11 protein-coding genes and 2 pseudogenes are annotated in these 19968 nt (G+C 66.7%); 6 read left to right on the forward strand and 7 right to left on the reverse strand.

The window, feature by feature from the left end; genetic code table 11:
- The first annotated feature begins 24 nt into the window (after positions 1-24).
- The 6 genes and pseudogenes from CA260_RS16705 to CA260_RS21515 all read left to right on the forward strand — a co-directional run.
- Positions 25-2331, forward strand: a complete 2307-nt coding sequence (locus CA260_RS16705) for a glycosyl hydrolase family 65 protein (RefSeq protein ID WP_238149796.1) — start codon at positions 25-27, stop codon at positions 2329-2331.
- Positions 2328-4061, forward strand: coding sequence for a trehalase family glycosidase (locus tag CA260_RS16710; protein WP_111984142.1), 1734 nt, complete (start codon positions 2328-2330; stop codon positions 4059-4061). Before CA260_RS16705 ends, CA260_RS16710 begins: the two co-directional genes overlap by 4 nt.
- Positions 4058-5131, forward strand: a complete 1074-nt coding sequence (locus CA260_RS16715; RefSeq protein WP_111984143.1) for an alpha/beta hydrolase — start codon at positions 4058-4060, stop codon at positions 5129-5131. The genes CA260_RS16710 and CA260_RS16715 overlap by 4 nt, the downstream gene beginning before the upstream one ends.
- 79 nt (positions 5132-5210) lie before the next feature.
- Complete coding sequence (locus CA260_RS16720) at positions 5211-6611, forward strand: sigma-54-dependent transcriptional regulator (RefSeq protein ID WP_111984144.1); 1401 nt, start codon at positions 5211-5213, stop codon at positions 6609-6611.
- Between the two features lie 265 nt (positions 6612-6876).
- Positions 6877-7002, forward strand: a pseudogene (locus CA260_RS21510) (helix-turn-helix domain-containing protein); the annotation flags it as partial.
- A gap of 512 nt (positions 7003-7514) precedes the next feature.
- Positions 7515-7661, forward strand: a pseudogene (locus CA260_RS21515) (IS30 family transposase); the annotation flags it as partial.
- A 165-nt stretch (positions 7662-7826) separates the two neighbouring features.
- Here the strand turns inward: CA260_RS21515 and CA260_RS16730 are convergent.
- From CA260_RS16730 to CA260_RS16760, 7 genes are all read right to left on the reverse strand, one after another.
- The gene (locus CA260_RS16730; protein WP_172461876.1) at positions 7827-9404 is read right to left on the reverse strand and encodes a hybrid sensor histidine kinase/response regulator; all 1578 of its coding nucleotides are present in this window, start codon (positions 9402-9404) and stop codon (positions 7827-7829) included.
- A gap of 41 nt (positions 9405-9445) precedes the next feature.
- Positions 9446-9886, reverse strand: a complete 441-nt coding sequence (locus tag CA260_RS16735; RefSeq protein WP_111984146.1) for a response regulator — start codon at positions 9884-9886, stop codon at positions 9446-9448.
- The gene (locus CA260_RS16740; RefSeq protein ID WP_111984444.1) at positions 9883-11661 is read right to left on the reverse strand and encodes a sensor histidine kinase; all 1779 of its coding nucleotides are present in this window, start codon (positions 11659-11661) and stop codon (positions 9883-9885) included. Before CA260_RS16740 ends, CA260_RS16735 begins: the two co-directional genes overlap by 4 nt.
- A 143-nt stretch (positions 11662-11804) precedes the next feature.
- Positions 11805-14117 carry a GH92 family glycosyl hydrolase gene (locus CA260_RS16745; protein ID WP_111984147.1) on the reverse strand — a complete coding sequence of 771 codons (2313 nt, stop codon included), beginning with the start codon at positions 14115-14117 and terminating at the stop codon, positions 11805-11807.
- A 151-nt stretch (positions 14118-14268) separates the two neighbouring features.
- Positions 14269-15918: an alpha-L-fucosidase gene (locus CA260_RS16750; protein ID WP_111984148.1), complete on the reverse strand. Its 1650-nt coding sequence runs from the start codon at positions 15916-15918 to the stop codon at positions 14269-14271.
- A gap of 55 nt (positions 15919-15973) precedes the next feature.
- Positions 15974-17068 carry a glucokinase gene (locus CA260_RS16755; RefSeq protein ID WP_238149797.1) on the reverse strand — a complete coding sequence of 365 codons (1095 nt, stop codon included), beginning with the start codon at positions 17066-17068 and terminating at the stop codon, positions 15974-15976.
- 433 nt (positions 17069-17501) lie between these two features.
- Entirely contained in the window at positions 17502-19946 is a 2445-nt protein-coding gene (locus CA260_RS16760; RefSeq protein WP_111984149.1) for a GH92 family glycosyl hydrolase, read from the reverse strand.
- Between the last annotated feature and the right edge of the window lie 22 nt (positions 19947-19968).

Below are 19968 nucleotides of genomic sequence, written 5' to 3' on the forward strand. Positions count from 1 at the left end.
GACAACCTCTTCATGGAATCCGCCATGCGCAAGCCGCCCGTCCTCGCGATCGCCTTCTTCGGCGCCCTGTTGATGGCCGGCGGATGCCGCGCCACCGACGCGAGCTTCCTGCTCACCGCGACGGAGAAGGATCTTGCCAACTACTTCCCCGGGCAGCTCGGCAACGGTTTCTTTTCCACGCTCACCTCGCCGCGCGGTACCGAGGGCAGCCTGTCCTACATGATCAGCTTCATGGATTACGCGAAGGGCGATGTGTCGCGTCCTGCCGCGATTCCGGGCTGGACCGGCATCGACTACAGCACCGGTCCGTCGCATGCCGGCCAGTTCTGGCTCAACCAGGTGGACATGGACGGTGCGCATTTTCGCGACTACCGCCAGGTGCTGGACATGCACGAGGGCACGCTCACCACGCGCTACCGCTATCTCGACGCGCACAAGGCCACGGACGTGCAGGTGGTGTCGCTGGTCAGCCAGGCGTCGCCGCACCTGGCCGCCAGCCAGCTCACCATCACGCCGGATTTCGATGGCGAGGTGCAGCTCTCCTTCGCGCTCGACCTGTGGGCGCCGCACCAGCCCCGCTTTGCCCTTGGCGAGATCGACGGGCCGCAGATGCAGGAGGCGGTGGCCGCTCACAACCTGAAACTGAAAGCGGTGCCGCCGGACGTGCCCGATCGCGCGCCACTCTGGTACCACGGCGATACGCACGTGCTTGCCGCCGATGGCGACACCAAGGCGCTGACGCTGTGGCTGGACGGCAAGGCCGAACAGGGCCATGCCATGGCGGAAGCCGTGGCCATCGCGTTGCCGCCGGGCATGCAGCCACGCGAGGTGAAGCTGCACCACAGCGATTACAAGCTCTCGCTGGAACTGCGCGTGGCGGTGCAGAAGGGCAAGACCTACGCGTTCACCAAATTCGTCGCGGCCTCGCGCGAACGGTGGGGCGGCGATGCGAAGCAGGATCTCGCGCTGGCCGTCAACGCGCGCAAGGCCGGCTTCGACGCCTTGCTCAAGCAACACCGCGACGCGTGGCACGCACTGTGGCAATCGGACATCGTGATCGATGGCGATCCCAAGTCGCAGCAGATCGTCCACTCCGACCTCTACTACCTGCTCTCCAATGCCGCACCTGATACGGCGTGGCCGGTGGGCGCCTGTGGCATGACGCCGGGCTATACCGCGCACGTGTTCTGGGACAGCGACACCTGGGTCTTCCCCGCGCTGCTGCTGCTGCATCCCGACCGGGCGAAATCGCTGGTGATGTTCCGCAGCGAAACGCTGCCCGCAGCGGAGCAGCGCGCGCGGGAACGCGGGCTGCGCGGTGCGATGTATCCGTGGGAAGCCGACCCCGACAACGGCAGCTCGCAGACGCCGCATTTCGCCTGGGTGCTCGACGAGCGCGAGATCCATGTCAACGCCGACGTCGCCATCGCGCAATGGCAGTACTACCTCGCCACGCAGGACCGCGACTGGCTCAGGCAGCATGGCTGGCCGGTGATCCGCGCCGTCGCCGATTTCTGGGCGAGCCGCGCCACCTACGTGGCGGCGACGCGGCATTACGAGATCCATCACGTCACGTCGGTGGACGAGGATTACGCCGACGTGCCGAACGACACGTTCACCAACGCGTCCGCGCAGAAGGCGCTGCGCATCGCCACGCAGGCGGCGGCGCTGATGGGCGAAACACCGGATCCCCAATGGGCCAAGGTGGCTGACGGACTCGTGCTGCCGTTCGACGCGAAGGCCGGCCATCACCTCGACTTCGATGCCTCGGTGCCGCACGACATCGATTCGTGGGGCGGCAGCTCCCTGCCGATGCTGAGCAATCCCTCGCTGGATCTCGCCATGGACGTGCAGGTGCGCCGGCGCAACTACGACTACTCGATCGCACCGATCACCCACGCCAGCCGCGATCCCAACAGCATGGGCCTGATGCCGCTGTCGATCGCCGCCGCCACGGCCGGCGACGCCGCGGCCGCCAGCGACTGGTACACGCGCAACATCACCGCCAACGTGCTGAAGCCGCCGTTCAACGTGCGCACCGAAACGGCCACCAACAACACCGGCTATTTCATGACCGCCAGTGGCGGCCTGCTGCAGAACATCCTGTACGGCTTCACCGGTCTGCGCATCCGTGACGACGGCCTGGTGACGGCGTATGCACCGATGCTGCCCGATCATTGGCGCGCCATGACGCTCAAGAACATCAGGTTTCGCGGGCAACAGCTCGACATCACGGTGGAGCGCGACGCGCAGGGCCAGCCGCGACTGATCCGACACGCGGCCGACACACCGACTTCCCATCCTCACGCCACGACCAGGGAGCAGACATGACCAGCCCACACCGCTCGTCCCCTCGCCCAGGCACGTCGTCGCTGCAGCGCTCCATCGGGCGTCGCCTCAGCGTGCTCGCCTTGACCTGCGCGTTCGCCGCGACGTCGATGGCGGCCACGCCCGATCCGGCCAAGACGCGTGCCTACATCGACCATGCCTGGACCACGCTCACGCGCTCGCAGGAAGACTGCGCCGCGCTCGTCGACACCAAGGTGACCAGCCATCCGGTGCTTTACATGCCGGCCGACCTGCCGGTGCCCCCGCAGGTGGCCGACGTGGGCAAGCGCTGCGGCGTGGACGTGCGCCCGCTGCCGCACAAGGTGCAACAACTGGGTGACATCGACACCAACGCGCTGCCCCAGCAAGGCCTGCTCTACCTGCCGCACCCGTACGTGGTACCGGGTGGCTTCTTCAACGAGATGTACGGCTGGGACAGCTACTTCATCCTGCTGGGCCTGGTCGCCGACCATCGCATCGAGATGGCGAAGAACATGGTCGACAACGCCTTGTTCGAAGTGGAGCACTACGGCGGCGTGCTCAACGCCAACCGCACCTACTACCTCAGCCGCTCGCAGCCGCCGTTCCTCACCCGGATGATGGTCGCGGTACTCGACGACCCCAAGGGCTTTCCGGATGCCGATGCGCGCCTGCAGTGGCTGACGCGCGCCTATCCGCTGGCGGTGCGCAACTACGAGATATGGACGCGCCCCGAACACCGCGCCGGCGATACGGGCCTCGCGCGCTATTACGACCTGGGCAACGGCCCGGTGCTGGAAGCGAAGGACAGCGAGTACTACAAGGGCGTGATCCGCTGGCTGCGTGCGCATCCGTCGCAGGACCCGGGCTATCTGCTCAAGGCGTCCGAACATCCTGACGATGCCGAAGCGGCCAAACTCAAGGACAGCAGCTGCGACGTGCGCGCCTCGAAGGTGTGCGAAGGCGCGTGGGTGGACGGCTATCGCCTCACGGCCGACTACTACCATGGCGATCGCGCCATGCGCGAATCGGGCTTCGACACCAACGCGCACTTCGGACCGTTCGGCGGCTCGACCCATCACTACGCCGACGTCAGCCTCAACAGCCTGCTCTATCGCTACGAACTCGACCTGCACGACCTCGCCATGCAGCTGGGCAAGGCCGGCGATGCCGAGCGTTGGGCGCATGCGGCCGAGACGCGACGGCAGGCGATGGACCGCTATCTGTGGCGCCCGGATGCGGGCATGTACCGCGACTACGACTTCGTCGCCGGCAAGCCGTCGCCCTATCCCTACGTCACCACGTTCTATCCGCTGTGGGCGGGCACGGCCACGGCCCAGCAGGCCGCATCGGTGCGCGGCAAGCTCTCGATCTTCGAGCGCAAGGGTGGCCTGAGCATGGACGACCGTCCGGCCGGCGTGCAGTGGGGCGCGCCGTTCGGCTGGGCACCGACCAACTGGCTGGCGGTAGCGGGGCTCGATGCCTATGGCTTCCACGACGACGCCAGGCGCATCGCCGGCAAGTTCATGGCGACGGTGGACCAGGGCCTCGCCGACGACGGCACCATCCGCGAGAAATACAACATGGAGCTGGGCAACGCCGACGTGAAAGTGAGCGCCGGCTACAGCGAGAACGTGGTCGGTTTCGGCTGGACCAACGGTGTGTACCTGATGATGCAGCAGGTGGTCAGCGGCACGGCCAGGAAAACCGCCACCACGCCTGCCGAAACGGCCACGCCGGAGAAGCTGCCATGAGGCGCTGCCGTTTCCTGCCGTCCCTGCTGGCGCTGGGCCTCACCCTGCCCTTGGGCGTGCTGGCGCAGCAGGCCGAGGTGCCGACTGTCAGCGCCGATGGCGGCGTCCACGCGGGGGCCATCTCGGTGCCCTACTCCGCGTTCGCCTCGCCCGAAGCGCGGGCATTCTTCCCGAAGATGCTGGCGGCCGGCGGCAAGGCGCCGCCCCTCGCCGGCCCGATCGAGCAAAGCCGCGCGTTCTACGACCGCATGAACAGCGACCGCGCCGCCCGCATGGAAAAGCTCTATGCCGTGAAGACGCACAAGGAAACCATCGGCGGCGTGGGTGCCGACGTGGTGGAACCGGCCGATGGCATCGCCCCGCAGAACCGCGACCGCGTGCTGATCAACCTGCACGGCGGCGCCTTCCTGTGGGGTGCGCACAGCGGCGCCCTGGTCGAGGCGATCCCGATCGCCAGCGTGGGCCACATCAAGGTGGTCGGCGTGGACTACCGCCAGGGTCCCGAACACGTGTTCCCCGCCGCCAGCGAGGACGTGGAGGCGGTGTACCGGGCCCTGCTCAAGCAGTACAAGCCCGGCAACATCGGCATCTACGGCTGCTCGGCCGGCGGTGTGCTGACCGGCGAGACCGTGGCCCGGCTGATCGATCACAAGCTGCCCGTACCCGGCGCCATCGGCACCTTCTGCGGCTCGCTGGTGAACATGGAAGGCGACTCGGTCTACGTGGCCCCGCTGCTGAACGGCCAACCGGTGCCCGACCATCCGCTGCGGCTGAACGACCTGCCCTACTTCAAGGGCGCCAGCGTCACCGACCCGATGGTGTTCCCGGGCCAGTCGCCGGCCCTGCTGGCCAAGTTCCCGCCCACCCTGCTGATCACCGGCACCCGGGACATGGCCATGGGCTCGGTGATCCAGAGCCAGACCCTGCTCAGCCGGGCCGGCGTGGAAACCGAGTTGCACGTCTGGGACGGCATGTGGCACTCGTTCTTCTCCGACCCGGAGATCCCCGAATCCCGCGATGCCTACCGGGTCATCGTGACGTTCTTCGACCACCATCTGGGCAAAAAGTAAGTCAGTGCGACACGCCAACCTTTGCCCGCCATAGGCCCGGGCGGGTATCCTACGGCCGGCCTCACCCCTTCGAGACGACATGAGCCAACAGACCGTACTGGTCGTCGACGACGAACGCGACATCCGCGAACTCCTCACCATCACGCTCGGGCGCATGGACCTGCTGGTCGATGCGGTCGGCACGGTCACGGAGGCGCGACGCGCCCTCGCCGAGAGGCACTACGATCTGTGCTTCACCGACATGCGCCTGCCCGACGGCACCGGCCATGAAGTGGTCGAGCTGATCTCCGCCGAGCATCCGGACACGCCGGTCGCCATGATCACCGCCTACGGCAACGTCGATGCGGCCGTGAGCGCACTGAAGGCCGGCGCCTTCGACTTCGTTTCCAAGCCCGTCGACATCCAGATGCTGCGCCGCCTGGTGCGCACCGCGCTGCGCCTCGCCGAGGAAAAACGCAGCGGCCAGGCTGCCGCCAAGCCCGACGGCAACGAGCGCCTGATCGGCGATTCGCCGGCCATGCAGCAGGTACGCGGCACCATCGCCAAGCTCGCCCGCAACCAGGCCCCGGTGTACATCGCCGGCGAGTCGGGCGTGGGCAAGGAACTGGTCGCCCGCCTCATCCACGAGCAAGGCCCGCGTGCCGCCGGCCCGTTCGTGCCGGTGAACTGCGGCGCGATCCCGTCCGAGCTGATGGAGAGCGAATTCTTCGGCCACCGCAAGGGCAGCTTCACCGGCGCGGTGGGCGACAAGGAAGGCCTGTTCCAGGCCGCCCACGGCGGCACGCTGTTCCTCGACGAAGTCGCCGAGCTGCCCCTGCACATGCAGGTGAAGCTGCTGCGCGCGATCCAGGAAAAGGCCGTGCGCCCGATCGGCGCCCGCGAGGAAGTGCCGGTGGACGTGCGCATCCTTTCCGCTACCCACAAGAATCTCGCCGCGCTGGTTGAACAGGGCCAGTTTCGCCAGGACCTGTTCTACCGCATCAACGTGATCGAGCTGCGCGTGCCGCCGCTGCGCGAGCGCCGCGGTGACGTGCCGCTGCTGGCGAGCTTCGTGCTGCGTCAGCTTGCCACCAAGAGCGGCGGCGCTCCGGGCCGCCTGCTGCCGGCCGCGCAACAGGCCCTGGACGGCTACGACTTCCCCGGCAACGTACGCGAGCTGGAGAACATCCTCGAACGCGCGATGGCAATGTGCGAGGGCGACCAGATCGACGTCACCGACCTGATGCTGCCGCAGCGCACGCCGCGTTCGCAGGAGCCTGTCGCGGCGATGGCCGGCGGCATTCCGCCCGCGGCAGCGCCGGTGCCGGCCCCCGCGCCGACGGCGAGCGGTGGCCTCGACGACTACATCAGCAACCTTGAACGCACCGCGATCATCAAGGCGCTGGAAGAGTCGCGGTACAACAAGACTGCCGCCGCGAAGAAGCTCGGGATCACGTTCCGCGCATTGCGGTACAAGCTCAAGAAGCTGGGCATCGATTGAACGAAAAGGCCGGATCGCATCCGGCCTTTTTTGTATCCGGTCGACGCTCATTCGGCACCGCCCTTTATTGTGGGAGTACACCCTGTGCGCGACCGCCTTTCGCGCCGGTCTGCATGGTTATCGCTCTAGCTGAGAGCGGCTGCGGCCTTCGGTTGCCGTGCTGTCGCTAGATTGCCGCTTACGCAGCGGGCGTTTCGATCTCCTGCCGGAGCTCGAGTCAGGCGGTCTCTAACATCAAGTGCAACACCCCACGACGAGGTGATGCATGGGACAGCACTACAGCCATCTGAGCGCCGAAGAGCGAGGTGCGATCATGGTGGGCAAGGCCCGTGGCGAGAGCGCAAGGCAGTTGGGGCGGTTGCTGGGTCGCAGCGGCTACACCGCAACGCGCCGTAGCGGAGAGGGCTTAAAGCAGCTCCGTTGGACCCTCAGGGAATCTGGGGCTGCCGCCTCGCTTTTCCCCCTCTCCCCTCCGGGGAGAGGGACGGGGTGAGGGGCGGGTGCTCGCGAGGACACTACCTACTCCCTCTGTAGGAGCGCACCCTGTGCACGACCGCAGCGTGGCGATGTAACTCGCTCAACGCAAATCGCGAACACCGCCCATTGAGGCAACCATGCCAGTGCGCTGTGCTCGCGAGGGCACTACCTACGACCTACACTCTGTAGGAGCGCACCCAGTGCGCGACCGCAGCGTGCGGCGGACCTCATCCTGCACCATCGCGACCACCGCCAACTGAAACAACCATGCCAATCCGCGGTCGCGCACTAGGTGCGCTCCTAAAAAATAGCGAACGGCGGCTTTTAGCTCCACGACGCGATGTGCCGCTCCGCGGCACGAGCCGTCACCCAAACCCCTGTGTGGCGGTGAGGGGTGGTCGACCAGGCCCCGCAGGGGTGCCCGACAGCCAGCGCAAGCTCGATGCCATCGCGCGGGAGATGAACCTGCGTCCACGAGCCACCCTCGACTATCACTGTCCGGCGGAGATGCTCATGCGGGCACTGGGGCGCGATGACCTCGCTCAGGCCATCGATGATGCACTTCTAGATTGACACCGCCCTCCGTACCGCGAAAACCAAGCGCATCGCTACTGATGGCTCGCTACTCTCGCCACTTCAAAACCGCGCACTGGGCGCTCTGCCCTACGCGCTTGTCCAGCACCGAAATGACGATCATTGAAGACCGCCGCGAACGGCTGTCGCACACAGGGTGCGCTCCTACAAGGTAGCAGGGCCTTCGGGGGCGGAGGCGCTGGCTTCGAGGGCTTCTCGCACCGTGCGCAGCAGCTTGATCGTCGAGATCGGTTTGTCGACCAGGAACAGATGCTCCATCACCGGCAGTTCGTCCATGTCCGGTGGCGCATCCGGACGCGCCAGCAGGATCACCGCGCGGCGATAGCCGTGTTCGAACAGCGCCGCCAGCGTGCGCACGCCGGTGAACAGGTTCATGTCCGCATCCATCACCACGAGATCGGGCACGCCCTGCGCCTCGATCCACTGCAAGGCCGCGGTACCGCTCTGGCTCGCGTGTGCCTGGTAACCCCACGAATCCAGCGTGTCGACCAGCAGCGACAACTGGCCGGCTTCTTCCACCACCACCAGCACGCGCTCGGCTTCGCCCTGCAGGTCGGCTTCTTCCTCCACCTCCGCTTCCTGAGGTACTTCCACCAGCGGAATGTAGAGATGGAAACGCGTGCCCTGCCCGGGCTTGCTCTCCACGCGCATCACGCCGCCGTGCGCCGTGATGATGCGGCGGCAGGAAATCAGGCCCAGGCCGGTGCCGCTCTCCTTGGTCGTGTAGAACGGCTCGAACATGTGCTGCATGGCCTCGTCGTCCATGCCGGTGCCGGTGTCGGCGACGGTGAGGCAAAGATAGTTGCCTTCGCGCGGCTCCTCTTCCGGTTTGAAGAACGACGTCGGCAGCGTGGTCATCGAGGTGCGGATCTCCAGGCGGCCACCCGAAGGCATGGCCTGGATCGCGTTGAGGCTCAGGTTGAGCAGGCACTGCTGCAGTTCGGTGTGGTTGCCGTCGAAGGTGAGGTCGGGATCATCGCATGCCATGCCCAGCGCGACGCCGCGCGGCACGCTGCCCTGCAGCAGCAGGTTGAGTGCGTCGAGCAGCGCGCCGACGCGAACCTGTTCCGCACGTCGCGCGCCGCGCGCGAACGAGAGCATGGATTGCACCATGTCCAGGCCGCGCTTGCCGCAATCGCGCACGAGACGCCCCAGGCGCGCGAGGCGCGGATCGTCCTGGTAGTCCTGCAGGCTGTCGCCCGCGAGCAGCAGCGGTTGCAGCAGGTTGCGCAAATCGTGACTGAGCCCGCCCGCGAGCATCGCCAGGCTCTCGAAGCGCTGTGCGCGGATCAGCTCGGTTTCCGCACGACGACGTGCACGCTGCGCTTCGGCCTCGCGCAGCGCGCGTCGCACGGCTGACGCCAGGCGAGCCGGATTCTGCTTGAGGATGTAGTCGGTCGCGCCATTGCGCAGCGCCTCGATGGCGGCTTCCTCGCCCAGCGTGGCCGACACGAAGATGAAGGGAAGATCCTGGTCGCGTTCGCGCAATAGATCGAGCGCACGCTCGCCAGAGAAGCCGGGCATGCTGAGATCCGACAGCACGATGTGCGGACGGAACCTGTCCAGCGCGTCCACGTAGGCGCGCTCCTCGTCCACCAGGTGCACGTCGTAGTCGATCGCATCGGCATCCAGTTCGGACAGCACGAGCTCGGCATCGAGCTGGTTGTCCTCGATCTGCAGGATCCGGATTTTGGGCAAGGCCCACTGTTGCCTGTCCGCCATTTGCAACTCCGTCGTGGGCTCCCTGCCCGCGTCGATCGGGATTATTCCGGCGCCTGGTTGAGCACGGCCCAGAACTGTCCCAGCGTGCGCACCGCGTCGAAGAACTGATCCACATCGACGGGCTTGATCACATACGCATTCGCGCCGATGTCCCAGCTGCGCGCCAGGTCGCTTTCCTCGCGGGACGAGGAGAGGATCACCACGGGCACGCGGCGGAAACGGTCATCCGCACGCAACTGCGTGAGCACTTCCAGGCCGCCCATGCGCGGCATCTTGATGTCCAGCAGCACCACCGCGGGATCGACCGGATCGCGTCCGGCCCACTCGCCACGGCAATAAAGATAGTCGAGGCAATCCACGCCGTCTTCGAGATGCACCACGGGATTGGCAAGGTTGGCGCCGGCCAGCGCATCCATGGCCATTTCGGCGTCCGCGAGGCTGTCCTCGACGAGAAGGATGGTTCGGATGTCGCGCTGATTCATAACCGCCTCTGCGCAAAGCTCTCTGCCAGGTCGGACGAAGGCAGGGTGAAGTGGAAACGGGCGCCCACGCCGGGCTGCGCGTCAGCCCATACACGCCCACCGTGGCGCGTCACGATGCGTCGCACGTTGGCAAGGCCGATGCCGTTGCCGGGGAACTCTGAAGCGCGATGCAGACGCTGGAACACGCCGAACAGCTTGCCAGCATACTGCATGTCGAAGCCCGCGCCGTTATCGCTGATGGTGAACTCGTAGCTGCCGTCGCGGTTGCGCTGCACGTCGACGTCGATGCGCGCCACCTCGCGCTTGCCGGTGTACTTCACCGCGTTGCCAAGCAGGTTCTGCCATACCGTGCGCAGCATGTTCTCGTCGCCGATGACGATGGGCAGCGGCGCGATCGACCACACGATGTGCCGCCCCTGCGCATCGGTTTCCGCCAGCGCGCGCGCCTCGTCCACCAGCGACTGCATGTCGACCGGCTGCAGGCGCAGCGCGCCGCGGCCCAGGCGCGAAAACACCAGCAGGTCCTCGATCAGCAGGGCCATGCGCCGCGCGGCATCGTTGATCACTTCGATGTAGTGGCGCGTGCGTTCGTCGGCGGCCTCGCCCAGGTGTTGCTGCAGCTTGCCGGCGAAGCCGCTGATGTGGCGCAGCGGCGCGCGAAGGTCATGCGACACCGAGTAACTGAAGGCTTCCAGTTCGCGGTTAACGTCGGACACCTGCTCGATCTTGCCTTCGAGCTGGCGATTGAGCTCCTTCACCTGCTGCTCGACCAGCGCACGCGCGGTGACGTCGCTGAGCGTGAGCAGCAGCACGGGATCACCGCCGTCGTCCTGCTCGAGTCGACGCGCATTGATCACCACGTGGCGGTCCACGCCGTCCACCGTCCGCTGGATGAGTTCGTAGTCCCACAGTTCGCGATCGAGCAGCAGCACGTCGTTGAGCCGCTGCAGCAGTGCGCTGTCGCTCCAGGCGCCGTCGCCGATCTCGGTCAGCGGCATGGACTGGCGAAAATCCGGCGGCAGGCCGTACAGCTCGCCGAACGCGGCATTGACCAGCAGCGTGCCCAGGCCGGCGTCGAGCAGCGCGATAGGTTCGCGCACCGCCTGCACGATGAGCTGCGAGCGTTGCACGGCCTGCCCCTCGCGCTCCTCAGCGCGCAGGCGGCGACTGATCTGGCGCTCGGACACCACCACCACGATGGCCAGCAGCAGGATCTGCGCGATGGCCGTGATGCTCAGGGCGAGACTGCTGTTGAACGATTCGCGCTGCGCCTCGTCGCGTCGCTCCAGCAGCGTGTTGTTCTCGTTGCGCACGACGCCGTCGATGAGGTCGTCCATCTTGAACAGCGTGCCCGAGTCGCGCATCGCCTCGGCGGCGCCCCGATCGTCGCCGCGCTCGTGGCGAAGGATGGCCTGGCCGGTGAGCGCCAGGCGCCCGTTGACCACCGAGGTCAGCGAGCCGATCAGGGACTGCTGGTCCGGGTTGTCGCGCGTCATCTCCCGCAGCTGGGACAGGAGACCCGGCACCTCGTGGCTGGCCCGCTCGGCGCGCATGCGCACCTGCGGGTCGGTGTCGCCATTGATGAGGCGGTAGATCGATGCCTCGCCATCGCGTGTGACATACGCGATGCGATACGTCAGCGACTTCACCTCGGACGAGTGGGTGACGCGCTCATTCGCCTCGATGGCTTCGCCAGCGCCGCTGCGGGTCACGATGTACGGCAGCGCCACGATCACCAGCACGGCGGCCAGGAGGCCGCCGAGCCGCCAGCGCATGGCCATGCGGTCCTTCAAGACCGGCCGGAGCGTCGACGCCAGTTTCCAGGATGAGCGCAACATGGACGGCATGGTTGCAGAATCGCCCGGATGATTACCACCGTCCCCGCGAGGTTTTTACTAAGTCTTTGGTAGGGGACAGTCTAGCGCCGCTCAGCCGAGCTCATCGACGTGGGACGCGCATCGGGCTGGCTTCCCCACGAACGATTCGGCTCGGCCTGCATGGTGAAGTGCAGCTCGCCGCCGGCCACGATCTCGCCATGGCGCAGGAACACCCGGTCCAGCGGCTTGCCGTTGAGGGTCACGCTGCCCACGTAGGGGTGCTTGTCGTCCAGCGGCGCCGCGCTCACGGTGAAGGTCTTGCCGTTGCCGAGGTGCAGCGTGGCGCGCTTCACGAACGGGCGCCCGATGGCGTACTCGTCGCTGGCCGGGGTCACCGGGTAGAAGCCCAGCGCGGTGAAGATGTACCAGGCCGACATCTGGCCCAGGTCGTCGTTGCCGGCCAGGCCGTCCGGTCGCGCGGCGTACTGGCTGTCCATGATCTGCTTGAGGCGCTTCTGGGTCTGCCAGGGCGCACCGGCATAGTCGTACAGGTAGGCCAGGTGATGGCTGGGCTCGTTGCCGTGCGCGTACCAGCCGATCAGGCCGGTGATGTCCTCCACGTGGGCGAAGCGGGCCGGATCCACCTTGGCCTCGAACACGCTGTCCAGCTTGGTGACGAAGGCCTGGTCGCCGCCCATCGCCTTCACCAGCGCCGCCACGTCCTGCGGCACGTACCAGGAGTACTGCCAGGCGTTGCCTTCGGTGTAGTCGGTACCGTAGCCGGCGGCATCCGGATCGAACGGCTCGCGGAACGTGCCGTCGGTCTTGCGTGCGCGCATGAAGCCGGTCTTGGGGTCGTAGGCGTTACGCCAGTTGCCGGCGCGCTTGTCGAAGGTGGCGGCGATGTCCTGCTTGCCCATGGCCTTGGCCATCTGCGCCAGCGACCAGTCGTCGTAGGCGTATTCCAGCGTCTTGGAGGCGCCCTCCGGCTCTTTGTCGATCGGCACGTAACCGAGCTTCATGTAGTCGCCCAGGCCGCCGTAGGGCGCGTAGGTGGCGCTGGCCACCATGGCCTTGAGGCCGGCTTCCGCATCGAAGCCGCGCACGCCCTTGATGTAGGCGTCGGCGATCACCGGCACGGCGTGGTAGCCGATCATGCACCACGTTTCCAGGCCCTGGTAGGCCCACACCGGCAGGATGCCGAACGGGCTGGTTTCGCGCGCGGCGATCAGCGAGCGGATGAAGTCGGTGCTGCGCTCAGGCATCAGCAACACGACCAGCGGCTGCTGCGCGCGGTACACGTCCCACAGCGACCAGGTGGAGTGGAATTCGAACTTGCCGTTCTTGTCGACCGCCTCGTGCACGGCGCCGTCGGGGCCGCGGAACTGGCCGTTGACGTCCATGCTGAGCGTCGGCGACAGCAGCGCGTGGTACAGCGAGGTGTAGAAGCTGGTGCGGTCCTGCTTGGGCGCATCGATCTCGATCGAAGCGAGCGCCTTGTCCCAGTCGGCGCGTGCTTCGGCGCGGCGGGCATCGAAGTCCCAGCCCTTGCCTTCGGCATCGAGGTTGGCGATGGCGTTGGCTTCGCTCACCGGCGAAATCGCCACCTTCACGCCCAACGGCTGCTTGAGCGCGCCGAAGTCGAACACGCCAACCAGTGCGCGGCCTTCCAGCGCGTCGTGGTCTTCCGGCTGGTAACCCGGTCCCTTGAAGCCCTTGTACGGCACGTCGGTCTCGCGGCTGTACAGCGTGCGCGAGGCCAGCGGCTGCGAGAAGCGCATGGCGAAGCACAGCTCGCGACCCGGCGCCCAGCCGCGCGTGGTGCGGCAACCGGTGACGGTGCCGTCGTCATGCACGCGCAGATGCGACCACAGCACCTTGCCCGGGTAGTCGTAGATGCTCGGACGCAGGTCGAGCAGCAGGTGCGCCGGCTTGCCCGCCGGGAAGGTATAGCGATGCCAGCCGATGCGGCGCCCGGCGGTGAGTTCGGCGCGCACGCCGTAGTCGCTCAGCGTCACCGCGTAATAGCCGGCCTGCACTACTTCGGTGTTGTGGTTGAAGCGCGAGCGATAACCGCTGCCTGGCTGGGCTGCATCACCCGGGTCGAGCTTCACGTCGCCGGCAATCGGCATCACCAGCACATCGCCGAGGTCCGAATGACCGGAGCCGGAGAAATGCGTATGCGAGAAACCGAGCAGGCTGCTGTCGCCGTACTGGTAGCCGGCCGCCCACTTGTAGGCGTGCTTGAAATCCGGCATGGCCGTGTCCGGCGACAGCTGGATCATGCCGAAGGGCACCGTGGCGCCCGGGAAGGTATGGCCATCGCCACCCGTGCCGATGCGCGGGTCGACATCCACCGCGTGACCCGTCGTCGCCGCTGCCGCCAGGCCGGGCAACAGGGAAAGGGCCAGCATGGCCGGAAGCCACGAACGGGACGGGAGACGAGCCATCGGATACCCCAGCGCCAGATTTAGATCGTTTGAAATCTAGCAGCGTCCACGCCGTCGTGCACGCTGCAATGCGTGGGTTCCGTCACGAGGCGAAGGCGGGCCGCCCTGCACCCGGTCAGTGCTTGGCCAGTGCAATGCGATAGGCATACGCATGCGCGCCGGATGGCTGCTTCGGCAGCGTCAGGTGCAGGCCATCGGATTGCTGCTTGAACGCGATCGGCTTGCCCGTGGAAAGCATCGTCACCGAAGCGACTTTCGTACCGGCATCGATCGAATGGATGACCGCCTGTCCGCTTGCCGGCCACTCCAGCTCGATCGCATAGAGCGCGTCGCCCTTGGTGGTGAAGCGGAAGTCCTCGGCCGTGTACGGCTTGGTCTTGGTGTCCTGCATGGTGCCGGCCGCGACTTCGGTCGGGCCTTCGCCAAAGCGATGCCACGGCCGGGTGCCGTAGATCGCCTCGCCGTTCGCATGCAGCCATTGCCCCACGGACTGCAGGATGCCGCGCGCCTCGTCGGGAATGGTGCCGTCGGCCTTCGGCCCGACGTTGAGCAGCAGGTTGCCGTTCTTGCTTACCACGTCGGCGAGCAGTTGCACGATCTCGTCGGGCGACTTGTAGGTGTCGCCTTCCGCATAACCCCACGAATCGGGACTCACCGACGTCTCGGTCTGCCACGGCTGTTCGCGGATACCCGCCGCCTGCCCGCGCTCGATATTGAGCGTGCCGGTGCCCGGACGCATGTCGTTCAACTTGTAGTTGAGCACCACGCCTTGCTGGCGCGCTGCTGCCTGGTTGTAGAAGAACGCGGCGAACTCGGCGAGCGGACCGCGGAAGCGCGGCTGGCCGATCCACCAGTCGAAGTACATCAGGTCCGGATGGTAGTCCTGCACGATTTCCGCGGAGCGCGCCAACCAGTCGGCGAGATACGCATCGGACACGAAGGTCCAGTCGACTTCCTGCCCGTCCTCGCCCTTAGCCGAAACGAGGCGGTGCGCCGGCCCGTACAGCGCGGCATAGCGCGGATCGTTGACGTCCGAGTCGAAGGTGCGGCCGTACTCGTAGAACCAGTCGTGCTCGGCGCGGTGCGACGACAGGCCCAGCTTCATGCCTTGCCCGCGTATCGCCTTGGCGAGCTCGCCGATCACGTCGCGGTGCGGGCCCATCTTCACCGCGGTCCAGTCCGACAGCTTGGAGTCGTACATGGCGAAGCCGTCGTGATGTTCCGCCACCGGCACCACGTAGCGCGCGCCCGCGTCGTGGAACAGCTTCGCCCACGCCTGCGGGTCGAAGTGCTCGGCCTTGAACATCGGGATCAGGTCCTTGTATCCCACCTTGGGCATGGGCCCGTAGGTGGCGAGCTGGTGGCGATAGCGATCGGAGTTTTCGCCCTCGCGCTCGTACATGTGCCGCGGATACCACTCGCCCTTGAACGCCGGCACCGAGTACACGCCCCAGTGCACGAAGATGCCGAACTTGGCGTCCCGATACCAATCGGGCGTGCGATACGCGGTCAGCGTCTGCCAGTCGGGTTGCATCGGCCCCTGCCACGCGACCTTCTCTGTCTGCGCGAGGATCTCGTGGCGCGCCGCATCATAAGGACGATTGGCCGCCACCCACTGTTGCTCGATCGTTGCCGCATCGGGTGGCGTAACCGTCGTCGGCTGTTCGGCCGCGGCGACCGTGCCTGCGCCGAAGGCCAGGCCCACGCACGCGCTGAGAACCAGGAGTCGATGGATACGGCACGACGAGTACGTAGACGCTGACATTGGCATTCCCTTCAAACCTGCGAGGTGGATTCGACGACGGGAGGGTGAGACTGTTTCAGCTGTTGTCCGGGCGTTCGTGCAGCCAGCTGGCCGCGCCGATGACGCCGAGCTGCGCGTGGTCCACCACGTACACGGGCACGGTCTGCAGGAAGGGGCGCATCACGCCCTTGTCGAGAAAGCGCGCGACAAAACCGCTGGCTTCCAGCAGCCCGAACATGCGGGCGAGAAAACCGCCAGCCAGATAGATGCCACCGGTGGCGCCGTACAGCATGGCCATGTCGCCGGTGAAGGAACCCAGCCATCCGCAGAACAGCTGCAGCGTTTCCACGGCGCAAGGATCGGCGTTCGCGACGGCAGCGGCCACGACGTCGGCGGGTGCATGCAGCGACGCGGGTTTGTCCTCGATGCGGCACATCGCCTGGTAGATGCGCAGCAGCCCAGGTCCGGAGAGCGCGTGGTCATAGGGGAGATGCGTGCCCGATGGCGCCAGGTCGGCAAGTACTTCCAGTTCGCGTGACGTGCGCGCCGCCAGCTGGATATGGCCGGCCTCGGTCTGCAACACCTGCGGCGGCGTGCCTGGCAGGCGCACCGCCACACCGAGCCCCGTGCCGGGCCCGATCACCACGACAGGGCCCCGCGCCACTTGCCGCGAAGGCCGATGCAACGACATCACGCTGTCCGCCTGCAGATGCGGCATGGCATGCGCCAGCGCGACGAAATCGTTCAGGACCGACACATCGTCCATGCCCAGTTCGCGCTTCAGCGCAACGGGCTCGATCGGCCATTGCAGGTTGCTGTTGAGCACGCGCCCTTCATGCAGGTAGCCCGCACACGCGAGCGCGAAGCGGCGCGGCTTGACCGCATGCTCGTCGCAGAAGCGACGCACGATGGAGGCGAGGTCGGTGTAATCACGGCAGGGATAGACCTGATAGGCGAGCACCGACAAGGTTGCATCATGTGCCTGCGGTGATGCATTGACGGCGAGAAGACCCATGCGTGCATGGGTGCCGCCGACGTCGGCCGCCAGCAAGGCGTGGGCCGCGTCTCCGCGCAGGGGATTCATGCCGGCCGTGGTGTCGCCACCCGGTTCGTCTGTCGCAAAGGTGCTGCTCCCCCGCACCTCGCCACGTGCGTGGCCGCCGTCATTCATGCACCGCCCTACCCTCGCTCGCGTTGGCCGGACGGTTCTTCCGTCGGGCCGACACTGTCTCGATCACGACCGCTTCAACGGCTCCCTCGAGATGCGCTCCCCAGGCGCGACCTCTTGATCCATAGCGCTGGAAAGAACGCATCGCCTGGATCGGTGAAACTATTCCATTCGAGATTAGATCGAGACAAGTCGCAGCGCAACACTCTTACGCGGGGGTTACGGAGCCGGTCTCTGCGCAAGAGCCCGCAGCGTTCTGCTGTTACGTTCTGCGCGAGTGTGCAGGTTGTGCGGCCTGCGAAGCATGAGGTGCGTTGGCGTGTTGCGGTCGCCCACTGGGCGGCCTCCTACAGGGGACGAGCACGGTACGGTGAAGAAAAACGCCGCCCGGGGGTGGGCGGCGTTCGTGTGAGGCCGTGCGATCAGGGCGAAGCGGTCATGCGGTCGCCGGCATGCCGAAGGCGGGCGGACGGTCCTTGGCCGCGGCGCCGAATTGCGTGTTCGGCGTCGCACCCATCTGGATTTCCAGCGTACCGCCGGCGGCGAGTTCGGCGTGGCTGATCCAGCTGCGCGTCCACGGCTTGCCGTTCCACAGCACGGACTGGATGTAAGCCTGCCCCGGGCCGTTGCCGTGCGCCTGGATCACCAGCTTGCGATCGCCGGACAGCGCGATCTCCGCGCGATCCAGCAAGGGGCTGCCGAACACGTAGTTGGTGCTCACCGGATCGACGGCGTACAGGCCGAGCGCGCTCATCACGTACCACGCGCTCATCTGGCCGCAGTCCTCGTTGCCGGCCAGTCCATCGGGCTCGGGTGGATACATGGTTTCCAGCAGCATGCGCACGCGCGCCTGCGTCTTGTGGTGCGAGCCGGTGTACGCATACAGGTAGGCCACGTGATGGCTGGGCTCGTTGCCGTGGGCGTACTGGCCCACCATGCCGGCGATATCCGGCGGCGCATCGGCGGGCAGTTCCGAGCTGGTGGTGAACAGTTCGTCCAGCTTGCGTTCGAACACCTTCTGGCCGCCGAACATCTCCATGTACGCATACAGGTCGTGCTGGTTGAGGAAGGTCGCCTGCCAGGCGTTGGATTCGGTGAAGTCGCGCCACTGGCTGGAATGACCCATGCCGCGCGGATCGAACGGCTCCAGCCACTGCCCGTCGCTGCCCCGTGGTCGCACGAAATTGAGCTTCTTGTCGAACACGTTGCGGTAGTTGCGCGAACGCTGGCGCAACGCGGCAGCGTCACCCTTTTCGCCCGCGCCTTCGGCCAGCTGCGCCATCGCCCAGTCGTCGTAGGCGTATTCGAGCGTCTTGCTGACCGCCTCGCCTTCCTTGTCGCTGGGGATATAGCCGAGGTGCCGGTAGAAGGTCAGGCCGCGGTAATCGTCTTCCATCGCACGGCGGCGGAAGATCGGCCAGGCGCGCGCGTAATCGATGCCCTTGAAGCCCTTCGCCTGCGCTTCGGCGAGCACCACGGCGGAGTGGTAACCGATCATGCAGCCGGTCTCCACGCCCTGCAGCGGCCACACCGGCGGACCTTGCGGACTTTCCTCCGCCATGCGCACCAGGCCGTTCACCAGGTCGGGCACGCGATCGGGCTGGAACAACGTCAGCAAGGGGTGCAGCGCGCGATAGGTGTCCCACAGCGAATAGGTGCTGTAGTTGTTCTGGCCGTTGGGCAATTGATGGATCGCCAGGTCCATGCCGCGATAGCGGCCGTCCACGTCGCTGAACAGCGTGGGCGCCAGCATGGTGTGGTAGAGCGCGCTGTAGAACGTGCGCAGCACCGGCTCCGACGAGGACTCGATGCGGATGCGCCCGAGCTCGCGCTCCCACGCTTCGGCGGCGGTGCGTTGCGCAAGTTCGAAGTCCCACGCGGGCACTTCGGCCTCGAGGTTCTTCAGTGCGCCATCGATGTCTACCGCCGAGATGCCCACCTTGACCAGCAGCGGCGCGTGCGATGCACGCTTGATGTGCAGGGCGGCCTTCAGGTGCGTGCCGTTGGCCTCCGCCGAGCCGTTCGGCAGGGCCGTGTCTTCGGAGTACAGCGTCGCATGCGAGAACGGTCGCGACAGCTTCATGGCGAAGTAGAGGTAACGCCCGTTCGCCCACTGGTGCACACGGCGCGCACCCACCAGGGTGTCGTTGCCGACCACGCGCAGCTGCGCATCGGTGACTGATGCCGGCACCGTCGCGCTGTCGTGGTAGCCGTGCGCCAGGTCGACCAGCAGATGCCCGTCGCCCTTGCCGTGGAAGGTGTAGCGATGCAGACCCACGCGCGGCGTCGCGGTGAGTTCGGCCAGGATGTTGTGGTCGGTGAGATGCACGCGGTAGTAGCCCGGCTGCGCCTGTTCCGAGGCCTTGTCGTAGCGCGAGCGATAGCCCTTGCCAGGCACCGCCTTGCTGTCCGCCGGCAGGCGGTCCGATCCGCTGGTTCCATCGAAGCGCGAGCGGTAGTTGTGGTCGGGCAGGCCGCGCTCGCCCGGCTGCAGCAGCACCGGACCCTGCGCCGGCATCACCAGCACGTCGAGCATGTCGCTCGCGCCCGTGCCGCTGAGATGCGTGTGCGAGAAACCCATGATCGAACCATCGGCCTGGTGATAGCCGGAGCACGCATCCCAGCCCGCATCGTTGGTGTCCGGGCTCAGCTGCACCATGCCGTAGGGCAAGGTCGCACCCGGGAAGGTATGGCCATGGCCGCCCGTGCCGACGAAGACGTCGACGTAGGACGAAACACCCTGGGCGCCCAAGGCGCCGGCGCCGGCCGCGCTCTTTTGCGCGGCCACCGCGCTGGCCACGCTCGTCGCGAGCGACGACAGCGGGGTGCCGAGCACCGCAAGCGCGCCCATGCCTTGGAGGAATTGTCGGCGGGACACCATGAGGGCGGTTCTCCTGAAGTTG

The sequence above is a fragment of the Dyella jiangningensis genome, from assembly GCF_003264855.1.
GTDB classification, from domain to species: Bacteria; Pseudomonadota; Gammaproteobacteria; order Xanthomonadales; family Rhodanobacteraceae; genus Dyella; species Dyella jiangningensis_C.

Excerpts from the sequence above, each read along its gene's own strand:
- CA260_RS16705 (WP_238149796.1), top strand. The coding sequence starts at position 25 with ATGCGCAAGCCGCCCGTCCTCGCGATCGCCTTCTTCGGCGCCCTGTTG.
- CA260_RS16710 (WP_111984142.1), top strand. The coding sequence starts at position 2,328 with ATGACCAGCCCACACCGCTCGTCCCCTCGCCCAGGCACGTCGTCGCTG.
- CA260_RS16715 (WP_111984143.1), top strand. The coding sequence starts at position 4,058 with ATGAGGCGCTGCCGTTTCCTGCCGTCCCTGCTGGCGCTGGGCCTCACC.
- CA260_RS16720 (WP_111984144.1), top strand. The coding sequence starts at position 5,211 with ATGAGCCAACAGACCGTACTGGTCGTCGACGACGAACGCGACATCCGC.
- CA260_RS16730 (WP_172461876.1), bottom strand. The coding sequence starts at position 9,404 with ATGGCGGACAGGCAACAGTGGGCCTTGCCCAAAATCCGGATCCTGCAG.
- CA260_RS16735 (WP_111984146.1), bottom strand. The coding sequence starts at position 9,886 with ATGAATCAGCGCGACATCCGAACCATCCTTCTCGTCGAGGACAGCCTC.
- CA260_RS16740 (WP_111984444.1), bottom strand. The coding sequence starts at position 11,661 with ATGCGCTGGCGGCTCGGCGGCCTCCTGGCCGCCGTGCTGGTGATCGTG.
- CA260_RS16745 (WP_111984147.1), bottom strand. The coding sequence starts at position 14,117 with ATGCTGGCCCTTTCCCTGTTGCCCGGCCTGGCGGCAGCGGCGACGACG.
- CA260_RS16750 (WP_111984148.1), bottom strand. The coding sequence starts at position 15,918 with ATGTCAGCGTCTACGTACTCGTCGTGCCGTATCCATCGACTCCTGGTT.
- CA260_RS16755 (WP_238149797.1), bottom strand. The coding sequence starts at position 17,068 with ATGAATGACGGCGGCCACGCACGTGGCGAGGTGCGGGGGAGCAGCACC.
- CA260_RS16760 (WP_111984149.1), bottom strand. The coding sequence starts at position 19,946 with ATGGTGTCCCGCCGACAATTCCTCCAAGGCATGGGCGCGCTTGCGGTG.